At 59.4% G+C, this 12,770-nt stretch carries 11 protein-coding genes; 10 read left to right on the forward strand and 1 reads right to left on the reverse strand.

The features are described from left to right. Positions 1-47: 47 nt before the first annotated feature. Positions 48-1,820 (forward strand): proline--tRNA ligase, encoded by a 1,773-nt coding sequence (locus tag EGX79_05095; protein ID AYX81610.1) that lies wholly within the window; start codon positions 48-50, stop codon positions 1,818-1,820. On the opposite strand, the gene EGX79_05100 is transcribed toward EGX79_05095, so the two are convergent. After that, on the reverse strand, positions 1,817-2,782 hold the full coding sequence (locus EGX79_05100) for a DUF4439 domain-containing protein (protein AYX81611.1): 966 nt from the start codon (positions 2,780-2,782) through the stop codon (positions 1,817-1,819). The genes EGX79_05095 and EGX79_05100 overlap by 4 nt on opposite strands. A gap of 101 nt (positions 2,783-2,883) precedes the next feature. On the opposite strand from EGX79_05100, the gene rimP reads away from it, so the two are divergent. From rimP to EGX79_05145, 9 genes are all read left to right on the forward strand, one after another. Next, positions 2,884-3,456 carry a ribosome maturation factor RimP gene (gene rimP, locus EGX79_05105; protein AYX81612.1) on the forward strand — a complete coding sequence of 191 codons (573 nt, stop codon included), beginning with the start codon at positions 2,884-2,886 and terminating at the stop codon, positions 3,454-3,456. Further along, positions 3,453-4,439, forward strand: a complete 987-nt coding sequence (nusA, locus tag EGX79_05110) for a transcription termination/antitermination protein NusA (GenBank protein ID AYX81613.1) — start codon at positions 3,453-3,455, stop codon at positions 4,437-4,439. The genes rimP and nusA overlap by 4 nt, the downstream gene beginning before the upstream one ends. 171 nt (positions 4,440-4,610) lie before the next feature. After that, positions 4,611-5,003, forward strand: a complete 393-nt coding sequence (locus tag EGX79_05115) for a YlxR family protein (GenBank protein AYX81614.1) — start codon at positions 4,611-4,613, stop codon at positions 5,001-5,003. A 129-nt stretch (positions 5,004-5,132) separates the two neighbouring features. Further along, the gene (locus EGX79_05120) at positions 5,133-8,021 is read left to right on the forward strand and encodes a translation initiation factor IF-2 (GenBank protein ID AYX81615.1); all 2,889 of its coding nucleotides are present in this window, start codon (positions 5,133-5,135) and stop codon (positions 8,019-8,021) included. A gap of 20 nt (positions 8,022-8,041) precedes the next feature. After that, positions 8,042-8,770, forward strand: coding sequence for a hypothetical protein (locus tag EGX79_05125; protein AYX81616.1), 729 nt, complete (start codon positions 8,042-8,044; stop codon positions 8,768-8,770). A gap of 361 nt (positions 8,771-9,131) precedes the next feature. After that, a complete protein-coding gene (gene rbfA, locus EGX79_05130) occupies positions 9,132-9,563 on the forward strand; it encodes a 30S ribosome-binding factor RbfA (GenBank protein AYX81617.1) in 432 nt (143 codons plus the stop codon). 42 nt (positions 9,564-9,605) lie between these two features. Further along, complete coding sequence (locus tag EGX79_05135) at positions 9,606-10,667, forward strand: phosphoesterase (protein AYX81618.1); 1,062 nt, start codon at positions 9,606-9,608, stop codon at positions 10,665-10,667. Between the two features lie 4 nt (positions 10,668-10,671). Next, positions 10,672-12,078 (forward strand): MATE family efflux transporter, encoded by a 1,407-nt coding sequence (locus EGX79_05140; GenBank protein AYX81619.1) that lies wholly within the window; start codon positions 10,672-10,674, stop codon positions 12,076-12,078. Continuing rightward, complete coding sequence (locus EGX79_05145) at positions 12,075-12,770, forward strand: 4-phosphopantetheinyl transferase (GenBank protein ID AYX81620.1); 696 nt, start codon at positions 12,075-12,077, stop codon at positions 12,768-12,770. Before EGX79_05140 ends, EGX79_05145 begins: the two co-directional genes overlap by 4 nt.

The following is a 12,770-nucleotide window of genomic DNA, read 5'->3' on the forward strand; positions in this document are numbered from 1 at the left end:
ATGCCCCGCATGTTGCGAAGAATGATCGACGGGTAAAATCAGCATTCATGATTACGCGAATGTCCCAGCTGTTCCTGCGCACACTGCGCGAGGATCCAGCTGACGCCGAGGTCCCTAGCCACAAGCTGCTCGTCCGTGCCGGCTACATCCGGCGAACTGCCCCTGGTGTGTACTCCTGGCTGCCACTGGGCTTGAAGGTTCTGCGCAACGTAGAGAAGGTTGTGCGCGAGGAGATGGAAGGCATTGGCGCACAGGAGCTGGCATTCCCTGCACTGCTCCCGCGTGAACCGTACGAGGCGACGAATCGGTGGACCGAATACGGCCCCGAGCTGTTCCGTCTGAAGGATCGCAAGGGCGCGGACTACCTGCTGGGGCCGACGCACGAAGAGATGTTCGCGCTGGCTGTCAAGGATCTTTTCAGCTCCTACAAGGATTTCCCGACGACGCTGTTTCAGATTCAGACCAAGTACCGCGACGAGGCTCGCCCGCGCGCTGGTATTCTGCGTGGCCGCGAGTTCGTGATGAAGGACTCTTATTCCTTCGACATGGACGACGAGGGGCTGGAGAATTCTTATCAGCAGCACCGCGGTGCCTACCAGCGAATTTTTGACCGGCTGGGCATTAAGTACGAAATCTGCCACGCCACCTCCGGCGCTATGGGCGGTTCGGCCTCCGAGGAGTTCCTGGCTGTTAGCGAAAGTGGCGAAGACTCCTTCGTAGTCTCCACCGACGGTGAGTACGCCGCCAATGTGGAAGCCGTGAAGATTCCGGCAGTTGAACCGCAGCCGATTGAGGGACAACCGGAGGCGAAGGTTTACGAGTCTCCGAACTGCACCACAATCGCAGCACTTGTTGATTGGGCCAATGGTGCGGACCTCGGACGCGAGGTCACTGCTGCCGATACTTTGAAGTGCGTTCTCGTCGCCGTCGACCCGAAGAAGGTCGATAAGGAGGGCAACGCCCTGCCGGAACAGCTCACCGCAATCCTGGTTCCCGGTGACCGTGAGGTCGATGAAAAGCGTCTTGAAGTCGCATTTGAACCGGGTGAGGCGCGCTTGCTGGAGGACAAGGACTTCGCAGCCAATGACTTCCTGATCAAGGGCTACGTCGGCCCGCAGGGGCTCGCCGATCGCGGTGTGAAGGTCCTAGCTGACCCCCGCGTGGCGGAGGGCACAAATTGGATTACAGGAGCCAACGAGGAAGGCAAGCACATCGTCGATGTGGTCGCTGGTCGCGACTTCCAGATTGATGGTATTTGCGATGTCGCAGAGGTGCGTGACGGCGACCCGGCTCCGGAGGGGCATGGCACGCTAAAGATCGAGCGCGGAATCGAGATCGGTCACATTTTCCAGTTGGGCCGCAAGTACACCAACGCCTTTGAAATCGACATCCTCGATGTCAACGGTAAGCGTGCTCGTCCGACGATGGGGTCCTACGGCATTGGCGTGTCCCGCCTGGTCGCTGTCCTCGCGGAACAGCAGTTGGATGAAAAGGGCCTCAAGTGGCCAGTTGCCGCGGCACCGTACAAGGTTCACATCGCTGTGGCCGGCAAGAACGCCGAAGCAGCTGAGGCCGCTGAACAGCTGGCGGAAGACCTCAGCCAGCAGGGCATTGAGGTGCTTTTCGACGACCGTCCGAAGGTCAGCCCCGGTGTGAAGTTCAAGGACGCCGAGCTGCTGGGTATGCCGTTTGTGGTCATCTTTGGCCGTGGCTACGCGGACGGCAAGGTGGAGCTGCGTAACCGCCTGACCAACGAGACCGACGAGGTCGCCGCTGACGGCATTGCAGCTCACGTCGCGGAGCTGGTTCGCAAGGCTTAGAGCCCGGGCAACGGCTCCAAGTTGTTGCCACCTAGCGCTGCCGCTCCGGCGGCAGCCACGCCAGCTGCCTGCAGCGCGAACATACGCATCCGAGGGTTATTAGCAGCGAGCAATACGTCTTCCCACGCCTGGGCACAATAGCGCTCCAATGCAATCATGTAATCGACGGGTGCCGTATCTGGCGAAGGAGCGCCTTCCGGCATATAGCCAGGTGCGCTCTCCGGCACCTCAACGTCGGAATCCTCCAAAATTAGTCGGGCACGATCGCGCAAAATTCGGTGGCGCTCGCCACGGGCCAAAAGTGCAGTAGTGGTATCGCCTCCGACACGTGGTGCGGCTACGCCGACACCGTAAATCATCATGTATTCGGCTTGCAGTGCCTTAGTCATCTGTTCTTCGGCACCCGAGATTTCATCCCTGTCACTGGGAATCAATGGGACAAGCTCCTCCCACTCAGCGCCCGCAACACGCAGAGCGAGGACGATACCGCCATCGACAGCCGTGGCGAGGCGCGCAGTGTGCTCCTCCCGCAATGCAGTGCGTGAATCCAGGGCATTCGTCAGTACGGGATTGTTTCGCGAGTCCGTGAGCAGTAGCTTCGCGTCGGAACCGGTAACCAGGGATCCTGGGACTGCTACGTCCGAGCCACATTCATCGACAGGTTTACCGTCCTTGTGGGTGCCGCAGGCGCGTGTGATTTCCTTATCCAGTTCGGTAACCTGCGCGGAGCGCACCGCTGCGAGGTCAGGATTGGCGTCGCTAAGCGACTGTGCATCGCGCGCCGCCAGCGCATGGAGAACCTCAATGGCGTAATCGGGGCGCGGTGCCACCAGATGCGAGCACGCGGAAAGCGCAGGAAGTGATCCCACGGCGAGGGCAGCAGCGAGGAAGCCACGGCGCGAGAGAGTACGAGTGCGATGCGATGCGGAAGCAAAACTGGGGGAGGGAGGTTCAACAATCACCTCACTATGGTGCCACGGCGGGCGGCACTTTGTGTCAATGCGGTATGTGGAAAGCGCCCAGGTGCGCAATTCCTAGTACTTGACCTGTAGACTCTACGACTATGGCGATACCCGCACCCGAGAAAATTGAACAGTTTGTGAGCCCGGCGCTCGCACAAATCGGCCTGGATGTGGAAGATGTCAAGGTCGTTCGCGCCGGCGCAAAGTCACAGGTCATTGTGTTAGTTGACGCAGATGAGCGTCCTGACCTCGATGTTCTGGAACAGGCCACGTATGAAGTATCTTCGGCTCTGGATGCCGCGGAGGCACGTGGTGAAGCGGACTTCGGCGCTCAGGGCTACACCTTGGAAGTTTCCACTCCTGGTATTGACGCACCGCTGACCCAGCCTCGGCACTGGCGTCGTAACCGTGGTCGTATTGCGGAGATTTCGCTTGCCGACGGTTCCGCGATTGCAGCCCGCATTGGTGCGCTGTCGCCGGATGAAGAATCCATCATTCTCGTTACCTCTAAGGGGCCAAAGGGACGTTTGAAGGCTGTTGGCCAGCGTGTCCAATTAACCAATGTGGCCCGTGCAGTGGTACAAGTTGAATTCTCTAATCCGCCCGCAGCCGAGAAGGATTTTGCGGGACTAGACTATGACGATGCCTTGACCAGGCTGGAGGATAACAAGTGAAGATTGAACTAGCTGCCCTGCGAACCTTGGAAAAGGAAAAGGGTATTCCTGTCGACGAAATGCTGGGACTGGTCGCCCGAGCATTGCGTGAAAGCTACCGTAACACCACCGCACCGGCACAGTATGCGCGCGTCGAAATCGACCGTGAGACCGGTGACGTCATAGTCTTTGCCCAGGAGCGAGACGACGAGGGCAATCTCATCTCCGAATGGGACGACACTCCGGAGGACTTCGAGCGTACCGCTGCATTCGCTGTTCGTCAGACCATCCTTTCGCGTCTGCGGGATGCGGAGAGCGATAAGGTTCTCGACGAATACGCAGACCTGTCTAATCAGGTCATTTCCGGCGTGGTCCAGCGCGATGTCTATGCCAATGAAAAGGGCATTGTCGTCGTCCACATCGGTTCGGAGGCCAACGGCCGAGACGGTATTCTGATGCCGGCTGAGCAGCTGCCAGGTGAGGAACTCAAGCACGGTGACCGCATCAAGTGCTACGTCGTCGGTGTGAACAAGACACCGCGCGGTGTTGCGATTCACCTGTCACGCACGCATCCGGAGCTCATTCGTAAGCTCTTCGAACTTGAAGTTCCGGAAGTTGCCGATGGGGCAGTGGAATTGATTTCCATTGCGCGCGAGGCCGGTCACCGCACCAAGGTTGCTGTACGCCCCACGGTCAAGGGCCTCAACGCTAAGGGCGCCTGCATTGGGCCCCGCGGTCAGCGTGTGAACTCGATTATGAATGAGCTCAAGGGCGAGAAGATTGACATCATCGACTACGACGAGGATCCGGCGAAGTTCGTTGGTAACTCGCTGGCGCCCGCCAAGGTAGTTAGTGTCAAGATTCTGGACATGGACGAGCGCCGTGCACACGTTGTGGTGCCCGACTACCAGCTCTCTCTTGCTATCGGCAAGGAGGGACAGAATGCCCGTCTGGCGGCTCGTCTGACCGGCTGGCGAATCGATATCCACTCCGACGCGGAGTAGACACAACGTCAGCGTCCCAGCGGTTGCGAAAGTGGCGGGAAAGTGCCTAGGGGGTTGGCACTTTTCCGCCTTTTCGGGTTATGCTGGGAGGTGGCCAAACGACAAGGCGTGATTTTCCTATGCGAATTTTCGCGCTGAATTTCTTAGCAGGAAGGTGGGTGCGTCAGGAGTATGACGACTTCGCGGGTGCTAAACCCGAATTCGACAACTCATACGCCTGCACCCACACGTACCTGTATTGCAACTAAGCAGCGCCACAATTGCTCGGAGCTGCTACGCATTGTCGCCACCACCCGTTCAGATGGCTCAGTAGCCGTCGTTGCTGATCCGCATCGTCGGATGCAGGGGCGAGGTGCCTGGATCACCCCAACACTAAAGGCTTGGGAGATCGCCGACAAGCGCCGTGCATTTGGCCGCGCACTGAAGGTATCTACGCAGGTAGATGCGTTTCCGGTTAAACAGTTTATCGCCACGCACTACGAAGCGGCGGAGGGTTTCGCCCCCGCTGACGATGTGCGTGTCGCTAAGCAGGGAGGCAGGAAAAATGACAACAGAAAGACCTGAACACTGATGAGCACACGATGAAGCATCAGCGATGAACGGCAATAGATAAGAGGGAGCCCTGCAGGCGCTCTCGGTGCGCGGACAAATCCGCCATCGGGCGCTGCTCGGCCCCCACTAGTGAGGAGAGCAGTGTCCGGAAAGCTACGTGTCCATGAGCTCGCTAAGCAGCTCGGGGTCACCAGCAAAGAACTACTCGCCGAGCTGAAGGCTCAGGGCGAGTTTGTTAAGACCGCTTCTTCGACGGTGGAACCACCCGTCGTCAGGAAGATGAAGAAGGTCTACGAAGAGAAGAATGCTGGCGCAGGTGCTGACGCGTCTGCCCAGGCCCCAACTACCAAGGCTGCTGCTAAGTCGGGTGCCAAGCCAGCTGCAAAACCAGGCGCTAAGCCTGCTGCACCAGCGGCGGCAAAGCCGGGTGCCAAGCCAGCTGCAAAGCCAGGCGCTAAGCCTGCTGCACCAGCGGCGGCAAAGCCGGGTGCCAAGCCAGCTGCAAAACCAGGTGCCAAGCCTGCTGCACCAGCGGCGGCAAAGCCGGGTGCCAAGCCAGCAGCTAAGCCAGGCGCTAAGCCTGCTGCACCAGCGGCGGCAAAGCCGGGTGCCAAGCCAGCTGCACCGTCCCGTTCGCCGAAGCCGGGACAAGAAATGCCACGCCCGCCGAAGCCTGCTGGCCCGAAGCCAGGGCCGAAGCCAGGCGCACGCGCACCGCGTGTGGCGAACAACCCATTCTCGACCGGCGGATCCTCCCGTCCGGCACCGCGGCCGTCCAACATGCCGCGTCCGCAGGGTGGAAACGGCCGTCCGGGCCCGAAGCCGGGAGCACGCCAGGGTGGCCCTCGCCCGCAGGGTGGAAACGGCCGTCCGGGCCCGAAACCGGGAGCACGCCAGGGTGGCCCTCGCCCGCAGGGTGGACAGGGCCGCGGTAATAAGCCGAGCGGCAATCGTCCGACTCCGGCAATGATGCCTTCGCACCCGAACCCGGGGCAGATGCCTGCAAAGGCAAGCCGCGGTGGCGGTGGCGGTGGCTTCGGCGGCCGTGGTCGCGGCCCGGGTGGCCCGGGTGGCGGACCGCGCGGTGGTCGCGGCGGACGTCGCGGTGGAACTGCAGGTGCATTCGGGCGACCAGGAGGCGCCCCGCGTCGCGGACGTAAGTCGAAGCGTCAGAAGCGCAACGAGTACGAGGCAATGCAGGCACCATCCGTGGTAGGCGGCGTTAAGCTGCCCAACGGTAAGGGCACGACCATTCGCCTCGCACGTGGTGCATCCCTGTCTGACTTCGCTGAGAAGATTAACGCCGATGCAGCATCGCTGGTCCAGGCGTTGTTCAACCTCGGCGAAATGGTGACGGCAACTGCATCGGTCTCCGACGAGACCCTGCAGCTGCTCGGCGACGAGATGGATTACAAGGTCCAGGTCGTCTCGCCTGAGGATGAGGACCGCGAGCTCCTCGAGTCCTTCGACCTCCAGTTCGGTGAGGACGAGGGCGACGATGAGGACCTGGAGCAGCGCCCGCCAGTGGTAACTGTGATGGGTCACGTCGACCACGGTAAGACGCGCCTGTTGGACACGATTCGTAAGGCCAACGTCGGTGGCCACGAGTCCGGTGGTATTACCCAGCACATCGGTGCCTACCAGGTGCCGGTGGAGCTCGACGGTGAGAAGCGCAAGGTTACCTTCTTGGATACCCCGGGTCACGAGGCGTTTACCGCCATGCGTGCTCGTGGTGCCAAGTCGACCGATATCGCGATTCTGGTTGTTGCAGCTGATGACGGCGTCATGCCGCAGACGGTTGAGGCTATTAACCACGCCAAGGCCGCTGATGTGCCGATTGTCGTTGCAGTCAACAAGATTGATAAAGAAACTGCAGATCCGCAGAAAATTCGTGGTCAGCTGACTGAATACGGTCTCACTGACGAAGAGTGGGGCGGCGACACTATGTTCGTCGATATCTCCGCTAAGCAAGGTCTCAACATCGATCAGCTTCTCGAAGCAGTGCTGTTGACTGCCGATGCTTCGCTGGATCTGCGCGCCAATCCGGATATGGACGCTCAGGGTGTCGCCATTGAGGCTCACCTTGACCGTGGCCGTGGTCCGGTGGCAACCGTTATCGTTCAGCGCGGTACGTTGCGCGTCGGTGATTCCATCGTTGTCGGTGACGCATATGGTCGTGTTCGCCGCATGGTCGATGAGTACGGCAACGACGTCGATGAGGCCGGTCCTTCCCGTCCGGTTCAGGTGCTCGGCCTGACCTCCGTACCGGGTGCTGGTGACAACCTCCTGGTTGTTGACGAGGATCGTACGGCCCGCCAGATTGCAGACCGCCGCGACGCACGTCGTCGTAATGCGCTGCAAGCACGTCGTCGCAAGCGCGTCTCCCTGGAGAACCTGGACGAGATCCTGAAGGAGACCAACACCCTCAACCTGATCCTGAAGGGCGACAACGCCGGTACCGTCGAGGCACTGGAAGAAGCCCTGCTCAAGATCGAGGTCGACGACGAGGTCGCACTGAACATCATCGACCGTGGTGTCGGTGCTGTTACTCAGACCAACGTCACGCTGGCTGCTGCGTCTGACGCCGTCATCATCGGCTTCAACGTTCGCTCCGAGGGTAAGGCCACAGAGGTTGCCAACGCTGAGGGCGTTGACATCCGCTACTACACGGTGATTTACCGTGCTATCGAGGATGTTGAGGCTGCTCTGAAGGGCATGCTCAAGCCGGTCTACGAGGAGAAGGAGATTGGTCGTGCAGAGATTCGCGCCATCTTCAAGTCCTCCGCAGTTGGCCTCATCGCCGGCTGTATGGTCGAGTCCGGCAAGGTCCGCCGCAACGCGAAGGCTCGCCTGGTTCGTGACGGCAACGTCATTACGGATTCGGCGACTATCGAGTCGCTGAAGCGAGAGAAGGACGATGCTACCGAGGTCGCAGCCGGTTACGAGTGCGGTATGGTGCTGTCTTACCCGGACATCCAGGTGGACGACGTTATCGAGGTCTACGAGATGGTCGAGGTTCCGCGCACGTAGCAACGTAAGCTAAACACTGCGTGAACTTTGATAAGGCGCTCCCTTCGGGGAGCGCCTTTTTGCGTATCGTGTTCGTTATGGGCTTCAAAACTAATCTCTTTGCACTCTCAGATGAACTGCCGCGAACGAATATTTTGAATTATCCTCCTGCGAGCGCAGAGGAGACTCTTGCGCAATTGGACAAGATTTGGCCAGGGAAATTCGCCTTTGATTCCGAAGAAACCATTGAGGATGGTCATAATTGGTACTTCCACGCGGTAGCGTTTGGGCCAACGCTGCTTTTCGGGACCGACGACGTATACGACCTTATTGAGGACCCAGCGTTGGCGAACGATCCTCGCGAAAGTTGGTCACTGTGCATCAATAGTGTTGTCGATTTCTGCCACTATAAGACTCCTACCAGGGAATTAGAAGCAAGCTGCGAAGACTATGATTTTGACATGCAGCGGTTTTTCAGCTCTGGACGACTGTTGGATTTTGAGGTACCGTTCGCTAACGGTGAACACGTCGAGGTACTACATCCGACGGATGTGGCTGAATGGGAACAAACCCATGGCAGTGTGGCGCCCAAGGATAAAAATGGTGAGGTAAGTTACCTTTTCCATCCGCTGGAGCTAGGTAATGCTGCGGTTAAATGGATTTTCGGCATCGAGGGAGAAACACCATTGCAGGACAGTGTGATGGATTCACTGCCTGACTGCTCCCATGTTAATGGGTTACCGATGTACAACTTCGTGGAGCGCCGTTAAGAGCGTACGGGTAGGCTGCGTTTCAGCTGCGCAATTCCGTAGTAGCGACTCCCCATGCCGTCGATGACATCGATGGTGGTGGCAGTGTTGTCGTGATGATTAATGGGTTAATAACAAAGGGCGAGCGTGCGGCGAAGCAATTGACTGCACTCGGTAAACGGGTGCGGGCGAAGTCGCGAAACATGCGGTTCGAAGTTGAGTAGTGTTTTGCGTGTTAGTATTAGCAGTCCTTTGTATTGAACCGTTTTGCCGGATCCCAAATGGGTCTTTGTCAGCGAAGGGGCACTTCAAGCCCCACGCTAAATGGGGTCTAGCTACGAATCGTTACGCACAGGTAGAGATAGATAGGGAGTAGCCAAAAATGGCAGATCCAGCACGCGCGCGCAGGCTGTCCAAGCGTATTCAGGAGATTGTCGCCAGCGCAATTGAGCGTGAGATTAAGGACCGGCGGCTAGAGTTTGTGACTATCACCGACTGCCGCGTCACCGGCGATTTGCACGACGCCACAGTTTTCTACACTGTGCGCGGACGTACGCTCGACGAGGAACCGGACTACGAGTCGGCAGCAGCAGCGCTGGAAAAGGCGAAGGGGCAGCTGCGTTCCCTGGTCGGTCGTGGCACTGGTGTGCGCTACACACCGACGCTGGCTTTTGAGGTTGACACGGTGCCGGAGATTTCCGCGCACCTTGAGGAGCTGCTCGATAAGACTCGCGCGCGCGACGCGGAATTGGCTGAGCAGGCGAGAAACGCAAAGCCCGCAGGCGATGCCAACCCATACCGCGACGAGGAGTAAAACTCTCCACCGGCCACATCTATCGATGAAAGGGGCACCCACGTGACCACTTCTCCGCAGGCTCAGGAGCAGGCAGCTCACCAGCTTTCCCAGGCGATTAATCGCCGCATGTCCAAGCCGATTCAGCAGATGCAGGATATGCTTGCCGACGCCAAGAAGGTCGGCGTCATTGCCCATGTTCACCCCGATGCGGATGCGATTGGTGCTGCATCTGCGATGGTCATGGCACTTGTACAGCGTGGCATTTCGGCTGTAGCCAGCTACGGTGAGAGCGATTTGCCAGCCAAGTCGCTGTTGACCATCCCCGGATGGGAGCGATTTGTCGAGTACACGGACTTGGATGAAGACATTGACACGTGGGTGACTGTCGACTGCGCAAGCCCGGGGCGCCTCGGTGCGCTGGAAGATCGCGTGATGGCCTCCGACCGCGTTATCAATGTTGACCATCACGCGACCAACACTCGCTTTGGGTCCGTCAACATGGTTGACGAACGCGCAGAGTCCTCGACCATGGTGCTCCTGGACTTCTTTGGTGTCTGGGGTATCAAGCTGACCACGCCGATGGCTCATGCTCTCTATGCAGGGCTGTTGACGGACACCGCATCGTTCCAGTTCGGCCATTCCCGCATGCACACTGCAGCGGCGCGCCTGCTGGATAAGGGGCTCAATCCGCGCACGATTGGTGCACAGCTGCTGGAAGAACATCCGTTTGCCTACCTTCCATTCCTGGGCAAGGTGCTTTCCACCGCGACATTGGTGCCCGAGTGGGGCGACGGCGCTGGCCTAATCCACGTCGTCATTGAGCACGACCAGACCGCCGAAGTTGGCCACGATGAGATTGAATCGGTCGTGGACATTGTGCGTACGACTAATGCGGCCGACGTCTGTGCCGTGCTTAAGGAGTATGAGCCAAACCAGTGGGCCGTCTCGCTGCGTTCTCGCGAGCTTGTCGATGTCTCCCAGGTCGCCCTGGAAATTGGCGGCGGTGGCCACGAGCGTGCCGCCGGTCTGACTCGGGAGTGCAGCAAGGATGAGCTGCTGCAGGCCATCCTGGACACCAGCGATGTCGCAGCCCAGGCACGCCGAGGCACGAGCGAGGCCTAGGGGATTGTCGGACTCGCGAGAAGCTCAGGAGCGCACTGAGATTGAGCAAACTGGCATAGAGCAAACTGGCATAGAGCGAACCGGCATAGAGCGAACCGGGCACAGTGCGAAGTCAGATGTCAGCCTTCGCGCAATCGTTTCGCTGGCGCTGCCAGCGTTGGGTGTTCTTGCCGCGCCCGCACTCTATGTGCTGCTGGATACGGCTGTCATCGGTCGGCTTGGAGCTGTTCAGCTTGCGGCGCTTGCCGCTGGTTCGACGGTTTTTTCTGTGGTAACTACGCAGCTTACTTTCTTGGCTTACGGCACGACCGCCCGATCAGCGCGAGCCTTTGGCAGGGGCAACGTGGACGAGGCGGTTGAAGAGGGACTGCAAGCGACGTGGGTCGCCATCTTTGTGGGCCTTAGCCTCTTTGCCATCATCGTGGGGTTGGCACCAGTATTTACCGGTTGGTTAGCTCCTCATCCGGAGGTCGCTCATGATGCCGGGCAGTGGTTGCGAGTTGCTGCCTTCGCCATTCCGCTGACGTTGATTGCGCAGGCTGGAAATGGTTGGTTGCGCGGTATCCAAAACACCCGCGCGCCGCTGCTATTTGTGCTCTCAGGCCTTGTTCCGGCCGCCATTGTGATTGTGCCGCTGGTCCGCGCCTTCGGTCTCGAGGGCTCTGCGCTGGCCGTTCTCTTCGGCGAATTGATTACCGGCGGACTGTTCCTCCGCAGTCTTTTCAAAGAGTGCTCTAGCCGCAAGCTTTCCATGCGCCCGAATGGCGCCATTATCAAAAGCCAGCTGGTCCTCGGCCGCGATCTCATCGTTCGCTCCTTGTCCTTCCAGGTAGCGTTCCTCTCCGCCGCAGCGGTTGCTGGCCGCGTTGGGCCGACCACGCTCGGTGGGCACCAGGTCATGCTGCAACTGTGGAATCTGATTTCGTTGGTGCTCGACTCGCTAGCGATTGCTGCACAGACGCTCGTCGGTGCAGCGTTGGGCGGTAGCTCCACGGCCGTTGCCCGCTGGACTGGCAAGCGCGTGACGGTCTGGTCAAGCGTCATTGCCCTCGGCCTAGCGGCTGTTTTCGCAGTAGGTAATGCCAGCATCGTCCGCATTTTTACCGACGCAACAGGCGTGATTGACGCAGTCACCGCCGGACCATGGTGGATTCTTGTCGCAATGATTCCTATCGGCGGTGTCGTCTTCGCGCTCGATGGCGTGTTGCTCGGCGCCGGCGACGCAGCCTTCCTCCGTAACGCCACCGTTAGCGCGGTCCTGTGCGGATTCCTCCCACCGGTCTGGCTGGCGCAGGCATTTGGCTGGGGGCTGACCGGCGTGTGGTGCGGTCTCTTGGCCTTCATGATTCTGCGACTAATCTTTGTCGCTACCCGTTTCCGTGGAGAGAAATGGTACGGCATCAGCGCATGAGTGTGCTTGCCGACGTCCAGGAGTATCTGGCCAGGCATTTGCCCGCCGGTAGCCGGCTAGTTATTGACTCCAATGCCGAGCGTCCGTTTAGTGATGCGGAATTGCAGCAGCTCCGTAGCGCTGAGTTGAGGCTGTCTGATAGTGCAGCACCTGTTCGAATCCGTGATTTCACCCGAGGGCGCCTCGCTGCGCATGAGGCGGTGCAACGGCTAGGAGAGCCTGCCCCACATGGGATTGGCATGTCGACCACCGGAGCGCCGCTGTGGCCGCGAGGAGTCGTGGGGTCAATTAGCCATTGCGACGGGGCCGTGGCAGCCGTGTCCGCGAGCGCTGAACAGCTGCAGGGGATTGGCATCGATGTCGAGGTCGAGCAGACTCTAGAGTTAGGAATCATCGAGGCAGTCTTGCGCACTGACGAAGCACGCCTTGACCCGCTGGTGCAATTTAGCGCCAAGGAATCAATGTACAAACTCTGGGAGCCGATAGTCGGGCAGTGGCTAGACTTCGACGAAGTCTCCGTCCAACTGCGAAAGAAACGGATAGCAGCGCGAGGTTTTTCCCGAGGACTCACAGGCGGACCTTTACAGCTAACGTTTCACCGTGAGATTCCCGACGCCTTCTGCGGAGTAAAAGGCTTCTGGGCTCGCGGTGCAGGCATCGTTGCAACCGCGGTGTGGCTCGAGCAGTCTTAA

This window comes from Corynebacterium jeikeium, from assembly GCA_003955985.1.
GTDB classification, from domain to species: Bacteria; Actinomycetota; Actinomycetes; order Mycobacteriales; family Mycobacteriaceae; genus Corynebacterium; species Corynebacterium jeikeium_D.